This is a genomic window from Zobellella taiwanensis, assembly GCF_003012795.1.
In the GTDB taxonomy this organism is placed as follows: domain Bacteria; phylum Pseudomonadota; class Gammaproteobacteria; order Enterobacterales; family Aeromonadaceae; genus Oceanimonas; species Oceanimonas taiwanensis.
This window is the reverse complement of record NZ_PXYH01000012.1, coordinates 66,377-87,787: the sequence shown is the minus strand read 5'-3', so window position 1 is coordinate 87,787 and position 21,411 is coordinate 66,377. Positions and strand designations below refer to the sequence as shown.

At 61.7% G+C, this 21,411-nt stretch carries 23 protein-coding genes and 5 tRNA genes; 23 read left to right on the top strand and 5 right to left on the bottom strand.

Features of this window, described 5'->3' with window-relative positions:
- Window positions 1–56 precede the first annotated feature (56 nt).
- Window positions 57–1,424, bottom strand: coding sequence for an ATP-binding protein (locus C7I36_RS10280; protein WP_106453630.1), 1,368 nt, complete (start codon window positions 1,422–1,424; stop codon window positions 57–59).
- Window positions 1,414–2,139 (bottom strand): response regulator, encoded by a 726-nt coding sequence (locus tag C7I36_RS10275; protein ID WP_106453629.1) that lies wholly within the window; start codon window positions 2,137–2,139, stop codon window positions 1,414–1,416. Before C7I36_RS10275 ends, C7I36_RS10280 begins: the two co-directional genes overlap by 11 nt.
- Before the next feature lie 182 nt (window positions 2,140–2,321).
- Here C7I36_RS10275 and C7I36_RS10270 point away from each other — a divergent pair, with 182 nt between their 5' ends.
- Window positions 2,322–2,792 (top strand): hypothetical protein, encoded by a 471-nt coding sequence (locus C7I36_RS10270; protein ID WP_106453628.1) that lies wholly within the window; start codon window positions 2,322–2,324, stop codon window positions 2,790–2,792.
- Between the two features lie 28 nt (window positions 2,793–2,820).
- Here the strand turns inward: C7I36_RS10270 and asnC are convergent, their stop codons facing one another.
- Complete coding sequence (gene asnC, locus C7I36_RS10265; protein WP_106453627.1) at window positions 2,821–3,291, bottom strand: transcriptional regulator AsnC; 471 nt, start codon at window positions 3,289–3,291, stop codon at window positions 2,821–2,823.
- 142 nt (window positions 3,292–3,433) lie between these two features.
- Between asnC and asnA the strand changes: the two genes are divergently transcribed.
- Window positions 3,434–4,426 (top strand): aspartate--ammonia ligase, encoded by a 993-nt coding sequence (gene asnA, locus C7I36_RS10260; RefSeq protein WP_106453626.1) that lies wholly within the window; start codon window positions 3,434–3,436, stop codon window positions 4,424–4,426.
- Between the two features lie 73 nt (window positions 4,427–4,499).
- Here asnA and C7I36_RS10255 read toward each other — a convergent pair whose 3' ends face one another.
- Entirely contained in the window at window positions 4,500–4,907 is a 408-nt protein-coding gene (locus C7I36_RS10255) for a CBS domain-containing protein (protein WP_106453625.1), read from the bottom strand.
- 496 nt (window positions 4,908–5,403) lie between these two features.
- Here C7I36_RS10255 and C7I36_RS10250 point away from each other — a divergent pair, with 496 nt between their 5' ends.
- The 9 genes from C7I36_RS10250 to birA all read left to right on the top strand — a co-directional run bounded on the left by C7I36_RS10250 (window position 5,404) and on the right by birA (window position 14,886).
- Window positions 5,404–6,846, top strand: a complete 1,443-nt coding sequence (locus C7I36_RS10250) for a sensor histidine kinase (RefSeq protein WP_425445045.1) — start codon at window positions 5,404–5,406, stop codon at window positions 6,844–6,846.
- On the top strand, window positions 6,839–7,336 hold the full coding sequence (locus C7I36_RS10245) for a hypothetical protein (protein WP_106453624.1): 498 nt from the start codon (window positions 6,839–6,841) through the stop codon (window positions 7,334–7,336). Before C7I36_RS10250 ends, C7I36_RS10245 begins: the two co-directional genes overlap by 8 nt.
- Window positions 7,333–8,673 (top strand): sigma 54-interacting transcriptional regulator, encoded by a 1,341-nt coding sequence (locus C7I36_RS10240; protein ID WP_106453623.1) that lies wholly within the window; start codon window positions 7,333–7,335, stop codon window positions 8,671–8,673. The genes C7I36_RS10245 and C7I36_RS10240 overlap by 4 nt, the downstream gene beginning before the upstream one ends.
- A 62-nt stretch (window positions 8,674–8,735) precedes the next feature.
- Window positions 8,736–9,746: a protein-methionine-sulfoxide reductase catalytic subunit MsrP gene (msrP, locus tag C7I36_RS10235; protein WP_106453622.1), complete on the top strand. Its 1,011-nt coding sequence runs from the start codon at window positions 8,736–8,738 to the stop codon at window positions 9,744–9,746.
- Window positions 9,746–10,336, top strand: a complete 591-nt coding sequence (locus C7I36_RS10230) for a protein-methionine-sulfoxide reductase heme-binding subunit MsrQ (RefSeq protein WP_106453621.1) — start codon at window positions 9,746–9,748, stop codon at window positions 10,334–10,336. Before msrP ends, C7I36_RS10230 begins: the two co-directional genes overlap by 1 nt.
- Window positions 10,337–10,392: 56 nt before the next feature.
- Window positions 10,393–10,854, top strand: coding sequence for a hypothetical protein (locus tag C7I36_RS10225; protein WP_106453620.1), 462 nt, complete (start codon window positions 10,393–10,395; stop codon window positions 10,852–10,854).
- Window positions 10,855–10,909: 55 nt separating this feature from the next.
- On the top strand, window positions 10,910–12,841 hold the full coding sequence (locus tag C7I36_RS10220; RefSeq protein WP_106453619.1) for a DNA topoisomerase III: 1,932 nt from the start codon (window positions 10,910–10,912) through the stop codon (window positions 12,839–12,841).
- 54 nt (window positions 12,842–12,895) lie between these two features.
- Complete coding sequence (gene murB / locus C7I36_RS10215) at window positions 12,896–13,924, top strand: UDP-N-acetylmuramate dehydrogenase (protein WP_106453618.1); 1,029 nt, start codon at window positions 12,896–12,898, stop codon at window positions 13,922–13,924.
- Window positions 13,912–14,886, top strand: a complete 975-nt coding sequence (gene birA, locus C7I36_RS10210; RefSeq protein ID WP_106453617.1) for a bifunctional biotin--[acetyl-CoA-carboxylase] ligase/biotin operon repressor BirA — start codon at window positions 13,912–13,914, stop codon at window positions 14,884–14,886. Before murB ends, birA begins: the two co-directional genes overlap by 13 nt.
- Before the next feature lie 25 nt (window positions 14,887–14,911).
- On the opposite strand, the gene coaA is transcribed toward birA, so the two are convergent.
- Window positions 14,912–15,853 (bottom strand): type I pantothenate kinase, encoded by a 942-nt coding sequence (gene coaA / locus C7I36_RS10205; protein ID WP_106453616.1) that lies wholly within the window; start codon window positions 15,851–15,853, stop codon window positions 14,912–14,914.
- Window positions 15,854–16,071: 218 nt separating this feature from the next.
- Here coaA and C7I36_RS10200 point away from each other — a divergent pair.
- From C7I36_RS10200 to rplL, 12 genes are all read left to right on the top strand, one after another.
- Window positions 16,072–16,147: transfer RNA gene (locus tag C7I36_RS10200), tRNA-Thr, on the top strand.
- A gap of 10 nt (window positions 16,148–16,157) precedes the next feature.
- A tRNA-Tyr gene (locus C7I36_RS10195) sits at window positions 16,158–16,242 on the top strand.
- 66 nt (window positions 16,243–16,308) lie between these two features.
- Window positions 16,309–16,383: transfer RNA gene (locus tag C7I36_RS10190), tRNA-Gly, on the top strand.
- 2 nt (window positions 16,384–16,385) lie between these two features.
- Window positions 16,386–16,461, top strand: a tRNA-Thr gene (locus C7I36_RS10185).
- Between the two features lie 98 nt (window positions 16,462–16,559).
- Entirely contained in the window at window positions 16,560–17,744 is a 1,185-nt protein-coding gene (tuf, locus tag C7I36_RS10180; RefSeq protein WP_106453615.1) for an elongation factor Tu, read from the top strand.
- Between the two features lie 52 nt (window positions 17,745–17,796).
- Window positions 17,797–17,873, top strand: a tRNA-Trp gene (locus tag C7I36_RS10175).
- 65 nt (window positions 17,874–17,938) lie between these two features.
- The gene (gene secE, locus C7I36_RS10170) at window positions 17,939–18,310 is read left to right on the top strand and encodes a preprotein translocase subunit SecE (RefSeq protein ID WP_106453614.1); all 372 of its coding nucleotides are present in this window, start codon (window positions 17,939–17,941) and stop codon (window positions 18,308–18,310) included.
- Window positions 18,311–18,319: 9 nt separating this feature from the next.
- Window positions 18,320–18,862 (top strand): transcription termination/antitermination protein NusG, encoded by a 543-nt coding sequence (gene nusG / locus C7I36_RS10165; RefSeq protein WP_106453613.1) that lies wholly within the window; start codon window positions 18,320–18,322, stop codon window positions 18,860–18,862.
- A gap of 129 nt (window positions 18,863–18,991) precedes the next feature.
- A complete protein-coding gene (rplK, locus tag C7I36_RS10160) occupies window positions 18,992–19,420 on the top strand; it encodes a 50S ribosomal protein L11 (RefSeq protein ID WP_106453612.1) in 429 nt (142 codons plus the stop codon).
- A gap of 4 nt (window positions 19,421–19,424) precedes the next feature.
- Entirely contained in the window at window positions 19,425–20,123 is a 699-nt protein-coding gene (gene rplA / locus C7I36_RS10155) for a 50S ribosomal protein L1 (protein WP_106453611.1), read from the top strand.
- A gap of 240 nt (window positions 20,124–20,363) precedes the next feature.
- Entirely contained in the window at window positions 20,364–20,867 is a 504-nt protein-coding gene (rplJ, locus tag C7I36_RS10150) for a 50S ribosomal protein L10 (protein ID WP_014291231.1), read from the top strand.
- 54 nt (window positions 20,868–20,921) lie between these two features.
- Window positions 20,922–21,287: a 50S ribosomal protein L7/L12 gene (rplL, locus tag C7I36_RS10145; RefSeq protein ID WP_106453610.1), complete on the top strand. Its 366-nt coding sequence runs from the start codon at window positions 20,922–20,924 to the stop codon at window positions 21,285–21,287.
- Window positions 21,288–21,411 lie beyond the last annotated feature (124 nt).

Here is a 21,411-nt window from a genome sequence, read left to right as displayed (position 1 = left end):
TCCTTGTGCTCGGTTGAAGCCTCACTCTAGGAACTTTGTCATCCCCTGTAAAGCCGTCAGCGGGGCAGGGTGACCGTCACCAGCAGGCCGCCCCTGGGGTGGTTGGCCAGGCTCAGCTCGCCGCCGTGCTGGTGGATCAGGGTGCGCGCTATGGCCAGGCCCAGGCCGACGCTGCCGTCTTCCAGGTTGCGGGCGCTGTCCAGCCGGATGAAGGGCTTGAACACCTCTTCCAGTTGTTCTTCGGGGATGCCGGGGCCGAAGTCGCGGATGAGAATGCGCACCGCCTCCTTCTCGGCCAGCAGCCGCACTTCCACCTGGCCGCCGTACTTGACCCCGTTTTCCAGCAGGTTCTGCAGCGCCCGGCGCAGGGCGGTGGGCCGGCCCCGGTAGATGACGGCCTGCTGTTCCTCCAGACTGATACGGTGGCCGTTGTCCTGCAGGTCGTCGCACAGGCTTTCCAGCAGGCTCGGCAGATCCAGATCCCGCACCGGCTCGGCCAGGCCGTCCTCCCGGGCGAACTGCAGGGTGGCATTGAGCATCTGCTCCATCTGGCGCAGGCCGTCCTGCAGCTTTTGCTTGTCTTCCCCCTCGGGCAGGAACTCGCTGCGCAGGCGCAGGGTAGTGATGGGGGTGCGCAGATCGTGGGAAATGGCCGCCAGCATACGGGTGCGGTCGGACACGAAGCGATCCAGCCGGTCCTGCATGCGGTTGAAGGCGGACAGGGTTTCCCGGATCTCCCGGGGGCCGGTCTCGGCGACGGGCTCGGCCTTGTCGCCCCGGCCGAGCCGCTCGGCCTGGCGGGCCAGCTCCTTCAGCGGCCGGGTGGTGCGTTGCAACAGCCAGATCATCAGACCGGTGAGCAGGGCGGCGAGCAGCACCAGCGACAGCACCGCCTTGCCGGACCAGCCCGGCGTTTCCCGATCCAGCAGGGAAGTGAAGTTGAGCCAGCGACCGTCGGCCAGCTCGATGGCGCCATAGAGGCGGATGTCGGGCAGGGGGGGGCGGCGCAAAGGCCTGGGGTCGCGCTGCAGGTGCGGTGGCGGACGGCCGTGTTCGGTTTCGGCGCTGATGTGGATGGCCAGGTGTGGGGGATAGTCCAGCTTGCCGCGCACGATGCGCTCGAAGTTGCCGCGCCGTCCGTCCACCCGGGGGCGTTCCCGATCCAGGGTGAGCAGCAGGGTTTCGCTGCGGCTGGCGCGCAGGATTTCGTCATGCAGCTCGGGCGGCGACTCGTTGAGCAGACGGGTGACCGCAATCAGTCGCTGCAGGGTAAAGCGGCTGTTGACCAGGCCCAGGGTTTCCTCCCGTTCCAGGCGGTAGATTTGTACGCTGAACAGCTGCACCAGCACCAGGGCGAACAGGGCCACCAGTATCACCTGGCCGGTCAGGCTGCCCAGCCAGTAGCGCAACCGCTTACTCCCCATGGCTGACCTCGGCCACCAGCATGTAGCCGCCGCCCCAGATGGTTTTGATCAGGGCCGGGTTGCGGGAATCCGCTTCCAGTTTGCGCCGCAGCCGGCTGACCAGGGTGTCGATGGCCCGGTCGAAGGCCTGGGCCTCCCGGCCCCGCGCCATGTCCAGCAACTGATCCCGGCTCAGCACCCGGTTGGGGTGCTGGATAAAGACTCGCAGCAGGTCGAATTCGGCGGTGCTCAGGCTGATGGTTACCCCCTGGGCGTCGACCAGCTCCCGCCGGGCCAGGTCCAGCAGCCAGTCGTTGAAGCGGATTTTCTTGGGTTCGTCGGCCGGCCCGGCCTGGCCCGACTCCGGGTGGCGGCGCAGCACCGCCTTGATACGGGCCAGCAACTCGCGCGGGTTGAACGGCTTGGGCAGGTAGTCGTCGGCGCCCATTTCCAGGCCGACGATGCGGTCGGTATCCTCGCCCATGGCGGTGAGCATAATGATGGGCACATTGTTGCCCTGGCCGCGCAGCTCCCGGCACAGAGTCAGACCGTCGTCGCCGGGCAGCATCAGGTCGAGGATGACAAGGTCGGCGCTCTGGCGGCCGAGATACTGGCGCATTTCCCGCCCGTCCCGTACCCCGTGCACCTGGTAGCCGTGCTGCTCCAGAAAGCGCTTGAGCAGATCGCGGATTTCGCCGTGATCGTCCACCACCAGCAACTGCCTGCCCTTGTTCATGCTCACTCCTCCTGCCTTGACCGGCCCAGTATAAGCCCGCCCCGGGACGAAAGAATGTCAAAGTTTGTCAGCGGGCAACAAGGTCACATTTTGCTACAAAAAAGCCGGATCGCGACACAGTTTGCTGACAGCGGGCTGTTTTACTTGAACACGGCATCACGATACCCAAGAGGAGAACGACCATGAAAACCACACACAGCACCCTGTTGCTCGCCGCTACCCTGCTCGCCGCCCCGGCCCTGGCCGGCGCCGCCGAAACGACGCCGCAAGGTCAGCCTGGCTGGCACCAGGGACAGATGAAGGCAGACTGCGGCTCGCGGGGCATGAAGGAAGGCCGCCATGGCAAGTATCAGGGCCGGCACCAGATGGAGCGGATGATGGATCCGGCCCGGTTCGAGCAGCGACTGTCCGAGCGCCTGGAAAAGCTGGACAGCCCCGAACTCAAGGCTCAGTTTATCGCCAGCCACCAGGCGCGCCTGGCAGCCATGGAGCAGCAGATGCTGCTGCACAAGTTGATGGCGGAAAGCAAGGCCCAGGCCATCGAGGACGCGGAACTCAAGGCCGCCACCCTGGACAAGATCGCCGCCGACGGCAAGCTCAAGCAGCAGCGCCTCAGGCTGATGCAGGAAGCCCTGAACAAGCTGCAGGGGTGAGGCCTGCCGCCTCCTTTCCAACAGGCTCTCAGGGGGTGACGTCCCGGTCGATCGGCTGCTGCAATGAAATCAGGGTCTCGGTGGACTGGATCTCGTCGATGGGCTGCAGCCGGCTGATCAGCACGTGCTGCAGCTCGTCGATGGAGCGGGTCATCACCTTGATAAAGATGTTGTAGTGGCCGGTGGTGTAGTAGGCTTCCACCACCTCTTCCAGCTGTTCCAGCTTGGCCAGCGCCTGGGGATAGTCCCGGGCGCTTTTCAGGATGATGCCGATAAAGCAGCAAACGTCATAGCCCAGCTTCTTTGGATTTACCTGCACTCGGGTGCCTTCGATGATGCCCGCCTGTTTCATTTTCTCGACCCGCACGTGAATGGTGCCGGGGCTCACCTCGAAACGCTTGGCCAGCTCCGCATAGGGCACCCGGGCGTTGTCCATCAGGGCCATCAGTATGGATTTGTCCAGATTATCGATCCGGTAATGAAAGTCGCCTTTTTCCATTGAATTATGATTATCCTGCAAAAATGCCAAGCTTTTTTGACGAATGTAAAGTAAAGCCAGAGTTTTTTCCATCTATTGTTGAATTCGGCTTCCGGTTCCCTGATTATCCTGCAAAACCCAAACGCAAGCCCAGGTGGATGAGATGAAACAAGCCTATATTGAACGCCAACGCCAGATTCGTTTTGTGAAGGAGTATTTCTCCGGTCAACTGGCCCAGCAGCTCAATCTGCTGGAGGTGCAGGCGCCCATTCTCAGCCGCCTCGGCGACGGTATGCAGGACAACCTGTCCGGCTCCGAGAAGGCGGTGCAGGTCCGGGTCAAGGCCATTCCCGAAGCCACCTTCGAGGTGGTGCACTCCCTCGCCAAGTGGAAACGTCACACCCTGGCCCGTTTCGGCTTCGAGCCGGGCGAAGGTATCTACACCCATATGAAGGCGCTGCGCCCGGATGAGGATCGCCTGAGCCCCATCCACTCCGTCTATGTGGATCAGTGGGACTGGGAGCAGGTGATGAGCGAGCAGGATCGCCACGCCGACTTCCTGGTGGCCACCGTCAACCGTATTTATGCCGCCATCAAGCGTACCGAGCAGGCGGCCGCCGCCGAATTCGGCCTCACGCCCTTCCTGCCCGAGCGCATCCAGGTGGTGCATGCGGAAGAGCTGCTGGCCCGCTATCCTGGGCTGGACGCCAAGGGTCGCGAGCGGGCCGTGGCCCGGGAGCTGGGCGCCGTCTTCCTGGTGGGCATCGGCGGCAAGCTCAGCCACGGCGAGATCCACGACGTGCGCGCCCCGGACTACGACGACTGGTCCAGCCCGGGCAAGGATGGCCTTGCCGGCCTCAACGGCGATATCCTGGTGTGGAACCCGGTGCTGGAGGATGCCTTCGAGATCTCCTCCATGGGTATCCGGGTGGACCAGGAGGCCCTGCGCCGCCAGCTGGCGCTGACCGGCCACGAGGACAGGGCCGGGCAGGAATGGCACCAGGCCCTGCTGGCGGGCCAGCTGCCCCAGACCATCGGCGGCGGCATCGGCCAGTCGCGGCTGGCCATGCTGCTGCTGCAGCTCGGTCACATCGGCCAGGTGCAGTGCGGGGTCTGGCCAGCCAGCCTCGGCGAATCGGTCGAGGGCCTGCTCTGAGCCGGTATCCATCCAGCGGTTGGTAAACAAGAAGGGCGCCTCGGCGCCCTTTGGTTATTGCCTTGCTGCCGGCTCAGTAGGTGGCCAGGCAGGTCTTGAGCTGGTTGTTGAGAAAGCTCATCACCTGGTGGCGGGTAACCATGCCCACTACCTTTTTACCTTCCACCACGGGGTACAGCTTGGGCTTGGCGCCGCCCATGGTGCGGGCCAGTTCGAATACGTCGGTATCCGGGGCGACCGTCAGCGGCTCGGTGCGCATCAGGTCGCTCACCTTGGCGCGGCTGTCGCAATGGTAGTTGGCATTGATCAGGGTCGGGATGCAGTCCTGCTCCGACAGGAACCCGATGATGTGGCGCTGGGCGTCCACCACCGGCAGGCCACTCAGGCCGGATTCGAGCATCCGGTCCAGCGCTTCCGAAATCGACATGTCCACGTTCAGCAACGGCAGGCTGTGTCGCATGATTTGGTTAACTGTTGCCATGGCCATTCTCCTTAAGTCATTGATAAACCGAGTGTGGCATCCTTTGTGATGGTGATCCAATCGGTGTTGCCTGAATGATTGATAGCCTCCGCCCGGCCTGCTATGAGCATAGCGTATTTGTCGCCGGCCGGCGGTGCCCGACCAGTCCCCGGGCGCCGGCTGTATGGCAAAAGAGACAGTGCAACTCATTGTTTATACTTTTAATTTTCTCAAGGTCCGACAATGTGTTTCCCCCCTGTAACGATTGGCGGCGGTGGTGTTGAAAGCCAGGAAGCCAGGTCCTTGATTCTCATGGCATTATGGGGTTCGGCCCGGAAGTTGCCTTGATCAGGGTATTCGATACTGCCGAGCAGCGGCATCGAGAGGGTATCGGACCCGTGCAGGGAGGCACATTTTGTTTTCGTTAACATACCGGTCGTTCTCCGACCGGTTTTTTTTGCGCGGGTATGGCGGGGCTTTTGTTATCCTGTCGCTCCCGTGATCAACAAGTATGTGGATGATGTCAAAAGCGATTGCCGGTTTTGCCCCGCGTTCCCTGCTCCGGCTGGTGTTGATGGCCTTCACCCTGGTGCTGTTGCCGCTGATCCTGCTGGTGATCCAGAACAGCCGCAGCCTGGAGCAGGTCAACCAGCTGGCCCAGGAAGGCATAGAAAACGCGGTTATCGACACCCGGCGGGCATCGGACATGAACGATCTGGCGCTGGACATGGAGCGGACCATCCGCCGCTATGCGGTGCTGGAAACCCCGGAGCTGCGTTTGTCCTACCTGCGCCTGCTGGAGCGTTACCGACAGGAAATGGAGCCCCTGCTCGAGGTGGTGGAGGCCGGCGCGCTGGATGAATCCCTGCGCCGCCAACTGGTGCTGCTGGTAGATCTGGCCCAGGCCAGCGGCGAGCAAATCCGCGAGCAGGTAGTGATTTTCGATGCCTTCAACCAGGCCAACATGGAACTCGATCGGCTGGCCAGGGAGCAGATCGATGTGCGCGTTCGCCAGGTGCGCGAACAGGTGACCCAGGTGCGCCGGCAGATGTGGTTGCTGAGTGCCGCCCTCGGCGGCGCCAGTCTATTGCTGGTGTTGCTGTTTACTTACCTTATCATCCGGCCGGTGCGCCAGTTGGAGCGGCGCATCCAGAGCCTGGGGGCCGGGGTGGAGCCGGACGAAAGGCCCATCCGTGGCCCGGCGGAGCTGGTGGAACTGGGCGAGCGGCTGGCCTGGCTGCATCATCGGCTAAGGGAACTGGAAGCCCAGAAACTGCAGTTTTTGCGTCATCTTTCCCATGAGCTGAAAACCCCGCTGGCCAGCCTGCGGGAGGGGGCCGACCTGTTGGCCGAAAAGGTGACCGGGCCGCTGACCGCCGAGCAGGAGGAAATCTGCGAACTGCTGGTGCACAACAGTTTTCGTCTGCAGGGACTGATTGAACAGTTGCTCGACTATAACCGGGTCCAGCAGGTGCAGGTGTATCGCCAGCCGGTTGAGCTGGCCCCGTTGCTGGAAGAAAGCCTGGCGGCCCATCGCCTGACCCTGGAAAACAAGGGAATCAGGGTCGAGCTGGCGCTCGAGGGCGAGCCGCCCCTGGCCGACAGCCACCGGCTGCGGCTGGTATTGGATAATCTGATCTCCAATGCGGTAAATTACGGTGATGCGGGGGGGGAGATCCGCATTCATGCTTGTGCCGGTCAATCGACCTACCTGGTGACCGTGGCCAATAGTGGCCAACCCATTCCCGAGCGGGACAGGGAACGTATTTTCGAACCCTTCGTACAGGGCAGCCAGGAGCGCAAGGGGGTACTCAAGGGCTCGGGCATCGGCCTGAGCATAGCGCGCGAGGCGGCCATCAGCATGGGAGGGCGGCTTGCGCTGGATTCTACACGGCCGGGCTGGGTCTGTTTCGAACTCAGCCTGCCCCGGCCTGCCGATAAGGAAACAACGAATGACTAAAATATGGCTGTGCGGGGTGCTGGCCCTGACGCTGAGCGGCTGTTCGCTGCCTCTGACCCTGCCGTTCAAATCCCAGCCAGAGCCGGCCTGGAGTCCGGCTTCGGACAACGGGGAACTGCTCGACTGGCTGCAACTGGCGGCCGAGGTTATGGCCAGCGACGAGGCCGAACGCGGCCGGCAGTTGCGCCAGTTGCAGCAGGCCGGTGGTCGGGACGAGCTCCGGCTGGCCCTATGGCTGAGCCATCCCAGGGCCAGCCTGGCCCAGCGCCAGCAGGCCCAGCAACTGTTCAGCCAGCAGTTGCCGGCGGTCAATACCCGCCTGCAGCAATTTTTTGCGGTGTATCAGTCCTACAATCGGGAACTGATCAGCCTCAACCGGCAGGTGGCCGACCGCCAGCAGCAGGTCAACACCCTGACCCGCAAGCTCAATGAGCTGGCCACCATAGACGAGCAGATCAACGAACGCAGATACCAAGAGTCGGGCCAATGACACGCAAAGCCAGGATACTGCTGGTGGACGACGACGCCAGCCTGCTGAAACTGCTCGGGCTGCGGCTGCGCAGCGAAGGGTTTGCGGTGACCACCGCCACCTCGGGGCAGGAGGCGCTGGAGCAACTGGAACGGGAAAGGCCCGATCTGGTGCTGAGCGATCTCAAAATGGACGGGATGGACGGCCTGGCCCTGTTCGAGCGTATCCAGCGGGCCCAGGTGGGACTGCCGGTGGTGATCATGACCGCCCATGGCTCCATCACTGATGCGGTGACCGCTACCCGTTCCGGGGTGTTTGGTTTTCTGACCAAGCCCATCGACAAGGAAGCCCTGCGCAAGACCATCAACGAGGCGCTGGCGGTATCGTTGCCGGCGGACGAGGACGACTGGCAGCACAGCATACTGACCCGCAGCCCGGCCATGGCGGCGGTGCTGGAGCAGGCCAGGCGCATTGCCCCGCTGGATATCAGTGTGCTGATCACGGGCCCGTCGGGTACCGGCAAGAAACTCATGGCCAAGGCTATTCACGATGCCAGTCCACGCCAGGATTATCCCTTTATCGCCCTCAACTGCGGTGCCATGCCGGAACCCTTGCTGGAGTCGGAACTGTTCGGCCATGTGAAGGGCGCCTTCAGCGGGGCCATTGCCGATCATCCGGGCGTGCTGCTTGCGGCCCAGGGGGGGACCCTGTTTCTCGACGAGGTTGGCGAGCTGTCGCCGGCCTTGCAGGCCCGGCTGCTCAGTACACTGGAGCGGCAGGAAGTCAGGCCGCTCGGCGGCAGCCGCGGCATAGGGACGGATGTGCGCATCTTGTCGGCCAGCAACCGGGATCTGGTGGCGGCCATGGAGGCGGGGCAGTTCCGGGAAGATCTGTTCTACCGGTTGAACGTGGTCAACCTGGCGTTGCCGGCGCTGAAGGAAAGGCCGGAAGATATTCCTCTGCTGGCCCGCCATTTTCTGGAGCGGATCCGCCAGCGCCAGCCCACCCGGGTGACCGGCTTTTCGCCCGAGGCCCTGGCCATGCTGGCGTCGGCCAACTGGCCCGGCAATGTGCGTCAACTGCTCAATTTGGTGGAGCAGGCGGTGGCGCTGGCGCCGGCGCCGGTGATCGGTCCCCAGCTTGTGGAAGGCATACTGGCGGACAGCGGCGATCACTTTCCGACCTTCAACGAGGCGAGGGCCGAGTTCGAGCGGGTCTACCTGAACAAGGTGCTGCGCATGACCGAAGGCAATGTCACTCAGGCGGCGGCCCTGGCGGGGCGCAATCGCACCGATTTCTACAAACTGCTCAATCGCCATGGCATCGAAGCCGGTGCCTACAAGGATAAGGCGGACTGACGAAATTTTTTGCCGATTGTGGCGCTCCTTGTATACAAATTCATTGTCCATCAGGAGCCCGCATGCCCGTCAATATTCGTTACACCCCGGCACTCAAGGAACACCAGGTCACGCCCGAGCCGGTATATCGCCAGCGCCGCCAGCTGTTGCAGGGCCTGGGGCTCGGCCTGGGGGCGGCGGCGCTCAGCCTGCCTGCCGGTGCCAGTGTGTTGAGTGGCCTGCTGGGCAAGGAGGGCAACACCGGCGGCGGTCAGCCCCTGACCTATGAACGGCCCGAGGCCTATCGTCCGGACCTGCCCCGGACCGACGAGGGGGTGGCCACCAGCTACAACAATTTTTACGAATTCGGTACCGCCAAGTCCGATCCGGCCCGTTACGCCGGCGAGATGAAAACCCGGCCCTGGACCCTTCGCATCGAGGGCGAGGTGGACCGGCCCCAAACCCTGGACGTCTGGTCCTGGATGGAGACGCAGCGGCTGGAGGAGCGTATTTACCGGCATCGCTGCGTGGAGGCCTGGTCCATGGTGATCCCCTGGTTGGGGGTGCCGCTGGCGGCGTTGCTCAAGGCTGCCGGCCCCACTTCCCGCGCCAAGTACGTGGCCTTCGAAACCCTCCACAATCCGGCGGTGATGCGTGGCCAGTCCTCGCCCTATCTGGGCGGTGGCATCGATTTTCCCTATGTGGAAGGGTTGCGCATCGACGAGGCCATGCACCCCCTGACCCTGCTGGCGGTGGGGATGTACGGCAAGACACTGCCCAATCAGAACGGTGCCCCGGTGCGGCTGGTGGTACCCTGGAAATACGGGTTCAAGGGCATCAAGTCCATTGTCCGCATCCGCCTGACGGAGGAGCAACCGCCCACCACCTGGAATCTGCTGGCGGCCCATGAGTACGGGTTTTATGCCAACGTCAACCCGACCGTCGATCATCCACGCTGGAGCCAGGCCAGCGAGCGTTTTATCGGCGCGGGCGGCCTGTTCGGCAGCGAACGCCAGCCAACCCTGATGTTCAATGGCTACGGTGAGGAGGTGGCTTCGCTTTATCAGGGCATGGATCTGAGGAAGTTCTACTGATGAAGCTCGATGCCGCTGGGGTGCGCCGCCTGCGTATCCTGCTCCACGTACTGGCCGCTGCTCCCTTGTTGTGGCTGCTGTGGGCGTTGCCGGCCGGCCGGCTGGGGGGCGATCCCGTCCCCGAACTGCTGCATTTTCTCGGGATCTGGGCGCTGCGCCTGCTGTTGCTGACGCTGAGCATCTCGCCCCTGGCCCGCTGGCTGCGGCTGGGGGCTTTGGTGCGGTTGCGGCGGGCCCTGGGACTGTGGTGTTTTGCCTATGCCAGCCTGCATCTGCTGGTGTGGCTGCTGCTCGACCTGCAACTGGCATGGGGGTTGATTGGTGCCGAAATCGTCAAGCGTACCTTTATCACCCTGGGTATGCTGGCCTGGCTGGTGCTGCTGCTGCTGGCCGTGACCTCCACCCAGGGCTGGCAGCGCCGGCTGGGCGCGCGCTGGCAGCGTCTGCACAAGGGCGTTTATCTGGTTGCCTTGCTGGTGCCGGTGCATTTCTGGTGGTCGGTCAAGTCCGGCTGGATCGAGCCCGCCTTTTACCTGGCCTTGAGCCTGGGGTTGCTCTACTGGCGTCGGGAGCGGCTTTTTCGCCGGTGATGCAACCGCCGCTTTCGGCTACACTGGCGCCCTGTTGAGCTGTTGCGGAGTATGGAATGGACGATCAATTGTGGGCCCTGTGTTTTCTCGACGAAGGGGTGGCGCTGTCGCTGATCAGCCGCAAGGAGACCCGTTGCCAGTGGCTGGGCGGGGAAGAGCAGGCCTACCACTACCTGCTGCATGACTACCTGCAGCACCTGGCCGAGCTGGGTGAGCTGGACGAGGAACAGACCCTGGCGGCCCGGGCGCGCTTCGAGCTGCTGGCCGAACAGTACCCGGATCCCGAGACCCTGGTGGAGTACCTCAACGATCTGACCGCCGGGCTGACCCGCATCGTCTGGTTTGGCCCGCTGCGTGCCCTGGCGGAGGACTACGGGGATTTTCCTCTGGCCCTGCGTGCCCACTATTGGGACGACTACGGCGAAGGGGACGAAGACCCGGCCACGCCGGTGCCGGAGGCGGACTGGCCCTGGCTTGTGGAGTCGCTGGACGAATTCCTGCTCGGCGGTGATTATTGAAGCCGCCGGTCGCTACCTGCTAAGCTGTGTTTTTATACAGTAAACAGCGCCGCCGATGATCCTCTACATTGCCGAAAAGCCCAGCCTGGCGCGAGCCCTGGCCGAAGTGTTGCCCAAGCCCCAGCAAAAGGGCGAGGGTTTTATCCGCCTGGCCAACGGCGACGTGGTCAGCTGGTGTATCGGCCATCTGCTGGAGCAGGCCGAGCCTGACGTCTACGACCCGGCCTTCAAGCAATGGCGGCGTGAGCACCTGCCCATCATTCCCGACGACTGGAAGCTGGTGGCCAAACCCAACACCAAAAAGCAGCTGGCGGTACTGAAAAAGCTGCTGAAAGAAGCGGATACCATAGTCCATGCCGGCGACCCGGACCGGGAAGGACAATTGCTGGTGGACGAGGTCATCAGCCATTGCAAGGTGCCCGCCGCCAAGCGGGAACGGGTGCAGCGTTGCCTGATCAGCGACCTTAATCCGGCGGCGGTAAAAAAATCCCTGGCCGAGCTCAGACCCAACAGAGAATTCGTGCCATTGTCGGTGTCGGCCCTGGCCCGCTCCCGGGCCGACTGGCTCTATGGCATCAACATGAGCCGGCTGTGCACCATTGCCGGGCGTAGCCAGGGCTACCAGGGGGTGCTGTCGGTCGGACGGGTGCAGACCCCGGTACTGGGCCTGGTGGTGCGCCGGGACAGGGATATCGCCGACTTTCAGCCCAAACCCTTTTATGAAGTGCAGGCGCTGCTGCAAACCGATAATGACGAGCAGTTTCGCGCCAAATGGCAGCCCAGCGAGGCCTGCCAGCCCTGGCAGGACGAAGAAGGGCGGGTATTGTCCCGTGCCCTGGCCGAAAATGTGGTACGCCGCATTACCGGTCAGCCGGGGCGGGTGCTCGCCGCCGAGAGCCAGCGCCAGCGCGTTCCGCCGCCGTTGCCCTACAACCTGTCGGCGCTGCAGATCGATGCCGCGCGCCGTTTCGGGCTCAGCGCCAAGCAGGTGCTGGATGTATGCCAGGGCTTGTACGAGCGGCACAAGCTGATCACCTATCCCCGTTCCGACAACCGTTATCTGCCCACCGGGCATTTTGCTCAGGTCCCCTCGGTGCTGGCGGCTATCACCGTCGTCTGTCCGGCGCTGGCCACAGCGGCGGCGCAGGCCGATACCGGCATTCGCGGCCGGGCCTGGAACGATGCCCGGGTCGAGGCCCATCACGCCATTATTCCCACCGCCCGCAAGATGGAGGGTGAGCGATTGTCCGGTACCGAGCGGCAAATTTATGAGCTGATTGCCCGCCAGTATGCCGCCCAGTTCTATCCGCACCAGGAGCTTGACGAAAAGGTGATTGAGGTGGATATCGCCGGTGGACGTTTTGTGGCCCGGGCCCGCCAGCAGCAGGTGGCCGGCTGGAAGGCACTGTTTGCACGGACGGATAAGGCCGGGGAGGATGAAGACGATGAATGGCAGACCCGGCTGCCGGTGCTGCGGGCCGGAGACGGGCTGCAGTGCCTGGAGGGCGAACTGCTCGACAAGCTGACTCAGCCGCCCCGCCCCTTTACCGACGCGACCCTGCTGGCGGCCATGACCCATATCGCCCGTTACGTAACCGACAAGGCGCTGAAAAAAATACTGCGCGATACCGACGGCCTGGGCACCGAGGCCACCCGGGCCGGTATTATCGAGCTGTTGTTCAACCGCGGCTTCCTGGTGCGGGAGGGGCGGCAGATCCGAGCCTCCGAAGCCGGCCGCCGGCTGGTGGCCAGCCTGCCCGAACTGGCCACCACCCCGGACATGACCGCCCGCTGGGAAGCTGCACTCGACGCCATCAGCCGCCGTCAGGCCAGCTATGGTCAGTTCATGGAGGCCTTGCAGGCTCAACTGCCCGGCCTGCTCGGGCAGGTTAAGCCCGAGTCATTCCGGGGGCTGAAGGCCGCGACCCCGTCCAGCCGGACGCGCCGGCGTGGTGGCGTGCGCGCCAGGAACAAGGGCGTGGCTTAACCCGGCCCGGCTCTTGGGGTACACTTGGCCCGCATTTATTCAGGACCATCCATCATGTCGAGCAGCCCCTTGTCCCTTTTTCCCTATAACACGTTCGGCCTCGAGCAGGAGGCCACCGAACTGGTGGTGTTGCAAGACCGCGCCCAACTGGACGCGCTGCGCCATTGGCAGGGGCCGCAACTGGTGGTGGGGGAAGGCTCCAATCTGTTGTTTACCGCGCCCTACGCTGGTCGGGTGCTGGTCAACCGCCTGCGGGGCGTGACCCTGAGCGACGACGGGGATGCCTGGCGGATCCGGGCCGAGGCTGGTGAAAACTGGCATCGACTGGTCTGCCTGACTCTGGAGCGGGGGATGCCGGGGCTGGAAAACCTTGCCCTGATCCCGGGCACGGCCGGGGCGGCTCCCATCCAGAATATCGGTGCCTATGGCGTGGAGCTGGCCCGCTTTTGCGAGTCGGTTGAAAGCCTTGACTGGCGCAGCGGCGAAATCCGCCACTGGTCTGCCACCGATTGCCGTTTTGGCTACCGGGACAGCGCATTCAAACACGAGGCGCAACACCACCTGATCCTCAGCCTGACCCTGCGTCTGCCCAAGGACTGGCAGCCTGTGCTGGGCTATGGCCCCCTGGCGGAATTGGATGCCGGGGCCAGTGCGGTGCAGATTTTCGAACAGGTCTGCGCCACCCGCCGGGCCAAACTGCCGGATCCGGCGGTGCTGGGCAATGCGGGTAGCTTTTTCAAAAATCCCCAGGTGGTGCCGGCCCAGGCCGAAGCCCTGCGCCTGGCCTGGCCCGATTTGCCCTGTTATCCGGCAGGCGAGGGGGCGGTCAAGCTGGCCGCCGGCTGGCTTATCGACCGAGCCGGGCTCAAGGGGACTTGTGTGGGCGGCGCGGCGGTGCACCGGCAGCAGGCGTTGGTGCTGGTCAACCAGGGCGGCGCCACCGCCGAAGACATAGTGCGGCTGGCGGCCCTGGTGCGGGAGCGAGTGGCCCAGCTGTTTGGCGTTAGCCTGGAGCCGGAGGTGAGGATGATAGGGCGGGAAGGGGAAACCAGTCTGGATGAGGTACTTGCATGTCTGAACTGACGCCGTTGCGCGAAGCCCTGCTGAAACGGCTGGCGGATGGCCAGTTTCATTCCGGTGAACAGCTGGGCGAGGCGCTGTCGGTCAGCCGGGCGGCGGTCAGCAAACATGTGCAGGTACTGAAAAACCTGGGACTGGATATCTACAGCGTCAGCGGCAAGGGGTATCGCCTGGCCGTGCCCTTGCAGTTGCTTGACGCCGAACGGCTTGGGCGCGAGCTGGCGCCATCCCGGGTGGAGGTGATCCCGGTGATCGGGTCTACCAACCAGCACTGGCTGGCAGCCATTCCCCGGCTCGACAAGGGCGATGTTTGCCTGGCCGAATGCCAGACGGCTGGACGCGGTCGGCGCGGCCGCGCCTGGATTTCGCCCTTTGGCGGCCAGTTGATTCTGAGCCTGTACTGGCGGCTGGAGCAGGGCATGGCGGCGGCCATGGGGCTCAGCCTGGTGGTGGGCATCGCCGTGGTGGAGGCCCTGCAAGCCCGGGGCTTCGAGGGGGTGCAACTGAAATGGCCCAACGACCTTTACCTGGGCGGGCGCAAGCTGGCGGGCATACTGGTGGAGATGTCCGGCACCGCCGGCGGCCCCTGCCACCTGGTGATCGGCGTGGGGCTCAACCTGTTGCTACCCAAGGAGGAGCAGACGCGTATCGACCAGCCCTGGGCCGAATTGGCCGAACTGGGCGAAATTACGGATCGTAACGCCTTGGTGGTGGCCCTGGTTGGTTATTTGCAGCGCTACCTGGCGCGGTTCGAGCGGGAGGGCATCGCCGCTTTCCGCGAGCAGTGGAACCGGCTCGATTACTTCAACGGCAAGCCGGTGCGGGTGCTGATGGGGGAGCAGGAGGTGCACGGGCGGGCTCGGGGCATCGACGATCAGGGTGCCCTGCTGCTGGAACTGGACGGCGGTGAGATAAAGCGCTTTTTGGGTGGAGAGGTCTCGCTGCGCCCCCAGGGCCGGGATTAGGGATGGTATGTCCCCAGGACCCAGGTCACTTCTTGAGCCACACCTGCTCAACTTCGTGGTCCTTGCCCTTGGTGAGGATCAACTCGGCCCTGTCCCTGGTGGGCAGGATGTTTTGCTTCAGATTCTTGTAGTTGATCTCCTGCCAGATACGGCTGGCCACGGCCACCGCTTCCTCTTCCGATAACTGTGCATAGTGGTGAAAGTAGGAGTCGGGATTGGTGAAGGCGCCCGAGCGCAGTTTGAGGAAACGTTCCACATACCAGGTTTTCAGCAACCGTTCGTCCGCGTCCACGAAGATAGAGAAATCCACAAAATCGGACACGAACACCCGGTGCGGCTCGTGGGGATAGTCCATGCCGCTTTGGAGCACGTTGAGCCCTTCAATGATGACAATATCCGGCTGTTCCACCACCGCTTCCTGCTCCGGCACTATGTCGTACACCAGGTGTGAATAGACGGGGGCTGTGACTCTGGGCTTGCCTGATTTGATGTCGGACACGAACTGCACCAGGCGGCGGATGTCGTAGGACTGGGGAAAGCCCTTTTTCTGCATCAGGCCCCGTTGTTCGAGTACGGCATTGGGATAAAGGAAACCATCGGTAGTGACCAGGGCCACCCGCGGATGCTGGGGCCAGCGCTCCAGCAGGGCCTGCAGGATGCGGGCTGTGGTGCTCTTGCCCACCGCCACCGAGCCGGCGAGGCTGATCACATAGGGAACGTGGTGGGGCTCCTTGCCGAGAAACTGATCCAGTACCCGGTTGCGTCGTTGTTTGGCCTTGATATACAGATTGAGCAGGCGGGACAAGGGCAGGTAGATATCCCTTACCTCGGCCAGCGAAACCCGGTCATTCATGCCTCGTAGCCGGAGCAGTTCGTCTTCGCTCAGCGGTAGCTGTACGGCGTCGCGCAGCTCTGACCAGGTATCGCGGGAAAAGGCCAGATAGGGGGAGTATTTGTCTGTCTTCATCAGAATGTCCTGTGGGTCGCCGGGCGACGATACACCAAATATGTGGTGCTGAACAAGGCAGTGGCTGCCTCCTCTGTGGCTGTGGTCGTGAGAAGACAGAGGCTGGTGGTACGGTTGGCTGCCGTTTTTTTGCCCGTTCGAGCCGGGTGAGGTAAAAACTTGCGGTAAAGGTGTTGCATCCGGCCATGGCCTTGCCCTAGAATTCGCCTCGCTCGTGTGCCGGCATAGCTCAGTTGGTAGAGCAACTGACTTGTAATCAGTAGGTCGAGGGTTCGACTCCTTCTGCCGGCACCAGTTAAAATTCGGAGGGGTTCCCGAGTGGCCAAAGGGATCAGACTGTAAATCTGACGGCTCAGCCTTCGCTGGTTCGAATCCAGCTCCCTCCACCAGTTTCCAGTGGTCGCCCATGGCGGGCATTGAAAAAGTGGTTTGAGGTCGTTCAAGTAAAGAAAATCGCGGGCATCGTATAATGGCTATTACCTCAGCCTTCCAAGCTGATGATGCGGGTTCGATTCCCGCTGCCCGCTCCAGTGCTGATATAGCTCAGATGGTAGAGCGCACCCTTGGTAAGGGTGAGGTCCCCAGTTCGATTCTGGGTATCAGCACCACTTCTTTGCCCAGGCACCCTCAAGCCTTTTTTGTTATATACTTCCTACTTGCGACTCGCGTGGTATAGCTCACCACCCAACCAGTTAGAGGGACGAGCATGTCTAAAGAAAAATTTGAACGTACAAAACCGCACGTTAACGTTGGTACCATTGGCCACGTTGACCACGGTAAAACGACGCTGACCGCTGCCATCACCACTGTTCTGGCCAAGAAAATGGGTGGTACTGCGCGCGGTTACGATCAGATCGACAACGCTCCGGAAGAAAAGGCACGTGGTATCACCATCGCCGCTTCCCACGTTGAATACGACACCGAAGCCCGTCACTACGCCCACGTTGACTGCCCCGGTCACGCCGACTACGTGAAAAACATGATCACCGGTGCAGCCCAGATGGACGGCGCCATCCTGGTGGTTGCTGCCACCGACGGCCCCATGCCGCAAACCCGTGAGCACATCCTGCTGGCCCGCCAGGTAGGCGTACCCTACATCATCGTGTTCATGAACAAGTGCGACATGGTGGATGACGAAGAGCTGCTCGAGCTGGTAGAAATGGAAGTGCGCGAGCTGCTGTCCGAGTACGACTTCCCGGGCGACGACACGCCGGTGATCCAGGGTTCCGCCCTGAAAGGCCTGGAAGGCGATGCCCAGTGGGAAGAGAAAATCCTGGAACTGGCCAACGCCCTGGACACCTACATTCCGGATCCCGAGCGTGCCATCGATGGCGCCTTCCTGATGCCGATCGAAGACGTATTCTCCATCCAGGGTCGTGGTACCGTGGTGACCGGCCGTGTTGAGCGCGGTATCGTCAAGGTGGGTGAAGAAGTTGAAATCGTCGGTATCAAGGATACCGTCAAGACCACCTGTACCGGCGTTGAAATGTTCCGCAAGCTGCTGGACGAAGGCCGTGCCGGTGAGAACGTGGGCGTGCTGCTGCGTGGCACCAAGCGTGAAGACGTTGAGCGTGGTCAGGTTCTGGCCAAGCCGGGCTCTATCAAGCCGCACACCAAGTTCGAGTCCGAAGTGTACGTACTGTCCAAGGAAGAAGGTGGTCGTCACACCCCGTTCTTCAAGGGCTACCGTCCGCAGTTCTACTTCCGTACCACCGACGTGACCGGCACCATCGAACTGCCGGAAGGCGTTGAGATGGTGATGCCCGGCGACAACATCAAGATGGTAGTGAGCCTGATTGCTCCCATCGCGATGGAAGACGGCCTGCGCTTCGCCATCCGCGAAGGCGGCCGCACCGTTGGCGCCGGCGTTGTTGCCAAAATCGTCGAGTAATAGCGCTTACAATCATATTGCAAAGCCCCTATAATAGGGGCTTTGTTGTATTAGGGGCGTAGTTCCAATTGGTAGAACGGCGGTCTCCAAAACCGACGGTTGGGGGTTCGAGTCCCTCCGCCCCTGCCACTTACCTCGCCGTCAGCGGGGTTTTTGCGTCTGTAACGGACTCGGAATATTTAGACAGGTAGCTTATGAGTGCACACACCGAGAGCCAGGGCGGGGCGAAAGATACCCTGCTGTGGGGTCTGGTTTTCATTATTCTGATCGCGGCCGTGGTCGCCAATTATCTCTACAGTGATCTGGCGGTATTCATTCGCGCTGCCGGCGTGGTAGTGGCGGTAGGTATTGCTGGTCTGCTGGCCTATCAGACCCAAAAGGGCAAGAGCAGCTTTGCCTTCGCCCGGGAGTCCCGTCTGGAAATGCGCAAGGTGGTGTGGCCCACCCGTCAGGAAGCGATCCAGACCACCCTGATCGTACTGGCCGTGACCGCCCTGGTAGGCCTCTTCCTGTTTTTGCTGGATGGCCTGCTGGTATGGCTGGTCAACCTGGTTACCGGAGTATAAGGATTCACCATGTCTGAACAAAGAATGCGTTGGTATGTAGTCCAGGCGTTTTCCGGATATGAAGGCCGCGTTGCCAAGTCGCTGCGCGAACATATCAAGATGCACGGCATGGAAGATCAGTTTGGTGAGGTACTGGTACCCACCGAAGAAGTAGTGGAAATGCGCGCCGGCCAAAAGCGCAAGAGCGAGCGTAAATTCTTCCCCGGCTATGTGCTGGTGCAGATGCAGATGAACGATGCCACCTGGCACCTGGTGCGCAGCATTCCGCGGGTAATGGGCTTTATCGGTGGTACTCCCGAGCGTCCGGCGCCGATTTCCGACAAGGAAGCCGACGCTATCCTCAATCGTCTGCAGGACGCGGTGGACAAGCCGAAACCCAAGACTCTGTTCGAGCCCGGCGAGGTAGTGCGGGTGTCCGACGGCCCCTTCGCCGACTTCAACGGCGTGGTGGAGGAGGTGGATTACGAGAAGAGCCGGGTCAAGGTATCCGTGCTGATCTTCGGCCGTTCCACTCCGGTGGAGCTTGAGTTCGGCCAGGTTGAAAAAACCTGAGTACTATTCCATCATCGAGCTTGAGACGGGCGGTAAATTGAACTACAATTTGCCGCCCTTTTATTCTTGGGGAGCCGTTAGAGGAGTACTGCTCCGAGGCGCTAACACCCATTTTTGAGGTAATTATCAATGGCTAAAAAAGTACAAGCCTACATCAAGCTGCAGGTTGCAGCTGGTGCAGCTAACCCGAGCCCGCCCGTAGGCCCTGCCCTGGGTCAGCACGGCGTGAACATCATGGAATTCTGTAAGGCGTTCAACGCCCGTACCGAAAGCCTGGAGAAGGGCGCGCCCACTCCGGTGGTGATCACCGTGTACAGCGATCGCTCCTTTACTTTCGAGACCAAGACTCCCCCTGCCGCCTACCTGCTGAAGAAGGCGGCCGGCGTCAAGTCCGGCTCTGGCAAGCCCAACAAAGAGAAAGTGGGCACCATCACCCGCGCTCAGCTGGAAGAGATTGCCAAGACCAAAGAGCCCGACATGACCGGTGCTGACGTTGACGCCCGCGTGCGTTGCCTCGAAGGTTCTGCCCGTTCCATGGGCCTGGTAGTGGAGGGCTAAGACAATGGCAAAACTGACCAAGCGTATGCGTACCATCCGTGAGCGTGTTGATGCCACTCGCGAGTACGAAATCAACGAAGCCATCGCCCTGCTGAAAGAGCTGGCTACCGCCAAGTTCGTCGAAAGCATTGATGTAGCCGTTAATCTGGGTATCGACGCCCGTAAATCCGACCAGAACGTGCGTGGCGCCACCGTGCTGCCCCACGGCACCGGTCGTGACGTGCGTGTTGCCGTGTTCGCCCAGGGCGCCAACGCCGATGCCGCCAAGGCCGCCGGTGCCGACCTGGTCGGTATGGACGACCTGGCCGAGCAGGTGAAGAAAGGCGAAATGAATTTCGACGTGGTAATCGCTTCTCCGGATGCGATGCGCGTTGTCGGCCAACTGGGCCAGATCTTGGGTCCCCGTGGTCTGATGCCGAACCCGAAAGTGGGTACCGTGACCCCGAACGTAGCCGAAGCCGTACAAAACGCCAAGGCCGGTCAGGTGCGCTACCGTAACGATAAAAACGGTATCATTCACACCACCATCGGCAAGGTCGACTTCGATACCGACAAGCTGAAAGGCAACCTGGAAGCCCTGCTGGCGGCGCTGAAGCGCGCCAAGCCCGCTTCTTCCAAAGGCCAGTACATCAAGAAAGTCAGCCTGTCCACCACCATGGGCGCCGGTGTGGCAATCGAACAGTCCGGTCTGGATGTTGCTTAATTAAGCATTTACAAGGCGCAGGGATTCTCGTAGAATTTTGCGCCTTGTTATTTGGTTGGGGGCTTCGACTCCCGTCCAAGACCGCTGGAGCCGAAAGGCTTAATCTTCCAGCGTAGATGGTGCCGGGACCCAGTTAGAAAGCATTTTTCTTTCTTCTGGAATTCGCCACCTTGGTGCCTCAGTTACTGAGGCGTGTGTTTAATCTGGGAATTTCCCAGGTGGAATCCAGGAGTTTAGCCAATGGCATTAAGACTCGACGACAAAAAAGCAATTGTTGCTGAAGTCAACGAAGCTGCCAAGGGCGCCCTGTCTGCAGTCGTTGCCGATTCTCGCGGCGTGACTGTGGCTGCCATGACCACCCTGCGCAAGCAAGCCCGTGAAAACGGTATCTACCTCAAGGTAGTCCGTAACACTCTGGCTCGCCTGGCAGTGGAAGAGACCAACTACGAATGCCTGAAAGAGGTGTTTGTTGGTCCTACCCTGATCGCGTTCTCCAACGAACATCCGGGCGCTGCCGCTCGTCTGTTCAAGGACTTTGCCAAAGAGCAGAGCGCGTTTGAGGTGAAAGGTCTGGCTTACGAGGGCGAATTTATCCCCGCGGCCGACATTGACCGCCTCGCCAAGCTGCCGACTTACGACGAAGCAATTGCGAAGCTGATGGCGACCATGAAAGAAGCCTCCGCTGGCAAGCTGGTGCGTACCTTTGCTGCCCTGCGCGACAAGAAAGAAGCCGAAGCCGCCTAAGGCGCGTTTGGCTGCTTGATTACCGTCTACTTCAGAACATTAGGAATTTGAGTCATGTCTATCACTAAAGACCAAATCATCGAAGCCGTTGCAGAAATGTCTGTAATGCAGGTTGTTGAACTGATCGAAGCCATGGAAGAGAAGTTCGGCGTTTCTGCCGCTGCTGCTGTTGCCGTTGCCGGTGAAGCCGCTGCTGCCGTAGAAGAGCAAACCGAGTTCGACGTTATGCTGACTGCTGCCGGTGCCAACAAGGTTGCCGTTATCAAGGCCGTACGTGGCGCTACCGGTCTGGGCCTGAAAGAAGCCAAGGCTCTGGTTGAAGCCGCTCCGACTGCCGTTAAAGAGCAACTGAGCAAAGGCGAAGCCGAAGCACTGAAGAAAGAGCTTGAAGAAGCCGGTGCTACTGTTGAGCTCAAATAAGCTAGACTATAGCTTAGCGGCCTGAGCAATCGGGCTAGGGCTGGTGAATCTTTATTCACCGGCCCTTTTGCGCTGTGGGATGAAGGTAATTTTCACATCGTTTGCGACCTTCGTTGTACCAGCC

Coding starts and splice junctions, on each gene's coding strand:
- C7I36_RS10280 (WP_106453630.1), bottom strand. CDS start 1,424: ATGGGGAGTAAGCGGTTGCGCTACTGGCTGGGCAGCCTGACCGGCCAG.
- murB (WP_106453618.1), top strand. CDS start 12,896: ATGTCGAGCAGCCCCTTGTCCCTTTTTCCCTATAACACGTTCGGCCTC.
- rplA (WP_106453611.1), top strand. CDS start 19,425: ATGGCAAAACTGACCAAGCGTATGCGTACCATCCGTGAGCGTGTTGAT.
- C7I36_RS10270 (WP_106453628.1), top strand. CDS start 2,322: ATGAAAACCACACACAGCACCCTGTTGCTCGCCGCTACCCTGCTCGCC.
- C7I36_RS10225 (WP_106453620.1), top strand. CDS start 10,393: ATGGACGATCAATTGTGGGCCCTGTGTTTTCTCGACGAAGGGGTGGCG.
- birA (WP_106453617.1), top strand. CDS start 13,912: ATGTCTGAACTGACGCCGTTGCGCGAAGCCCTGCTGAAACGGCTGGCG.
- C7I36_RS10255 (WP_106453625.1), bottom strand. CDS start 4,907: ATGGCAACAGTTAACCAAATCATGCGACACAGCCTGCCGTTGCTGAAC.
- asnA (WP_106453626.1), top strand. CDS start 3,434: ATGAAACAAGCCTATATTGAACGCCAACGCCAGATTCGTTTTGTGAAG.
- C7I36_RS10245 (WP_106453624.1), top strand. CDS start 6,839: ATGACTAAAATATGGCTGTGCGGGGTGCTGGCCCTGACGCTGAGCGGC.
- C7I36_RS10220 (WP_106453619.1), top strand. CDS start 10,910: ATGATCCTCTACATTGCCGAAAAGCCCAGCCTGGCGCGAGCCCTGGCC.
- C7I36_RS10275 (WP_106453629.1), bottom strand. CDS start 2,139: ATGAACAAGGGCAGGCAGTTGCTGGTGGTGGACGATCACGGCGAAATC.
- C7I36_RS10230 (WP_106453621.1), top strand. CDS start 9,746: ATGAAGCTCGATGCCGCTGGGGTGCGCCGCCTGCGTATCCTGCTCCAC.
- rplJ (WP_014291231.1), top strand. CDS start 20,364: ATGGCATTAAGACTCGACGACAAAAAAGCAATTGTTGCTGAAGTCAAC.
- rplL (WP_106453610.1), top strand. CDS start 20,922: ATGTCTATCACTAAAGACCAAATCATCGAAGCCGTTGCAGAAATGTCT.
- C7I36_RS10240 (WP_106453623.1), top strand. CDS start 7,333: ATGACACGCAAAGCCAGGATACTGCTGGTGGACGACGACGCCAGCCTG.
- tuf (WP_106453615.1), top strand. CDS start 16,560: ATGTCTAAAGAAAAATTTGAACGTACAAAACCGCACGTTAACGTTGGT.
- nusG (WP_106453613.1), top strand. CDS start 18,320: ATGTCTGAACAAAGAATGCGTTGGTATGTAGTCCAGGCGTTTTCCGGA.
- rplK (WP_106453612.1), top strand. CDS start 18,992: ATGGCTAAAAAAGTACAAGCCTACATCAAGCTGCAGGTTGCAGCTGGT.
- secE (WP_106453614.1), top strand. CDS start 17,939: ATGAGTGCACACACCGAGAGCCAGGGCGGGGCGAAAGATACCCTGCTG.
- asnC (WP_106453627.1), bottom strand. CDS start 3,291: ATGGAAAAAGGCGACTTTCATTACCGGATCGATAATCTGGACAAATCC.
- msrP (WP_106453622.1), top strand. CDS start 8,736: ATGCCCGTCAATATTCGTTACACCCCGGCACTCAAGGAACACCAGGTC.
- C7I36_RS10250 (WP_425445045.1), top strand. CDS start 5,404: ATGATGTCAAAAGCGATTGCCGGTTTTGCCCCGCGTTCCCTGCTCCGG.
- coaA (WP_106453616.1), bottom strand. CDS start 15,853: ATGAAGACAGACAAATACTCCCCCTATCTGGCCTTTTCCCGCGATACC.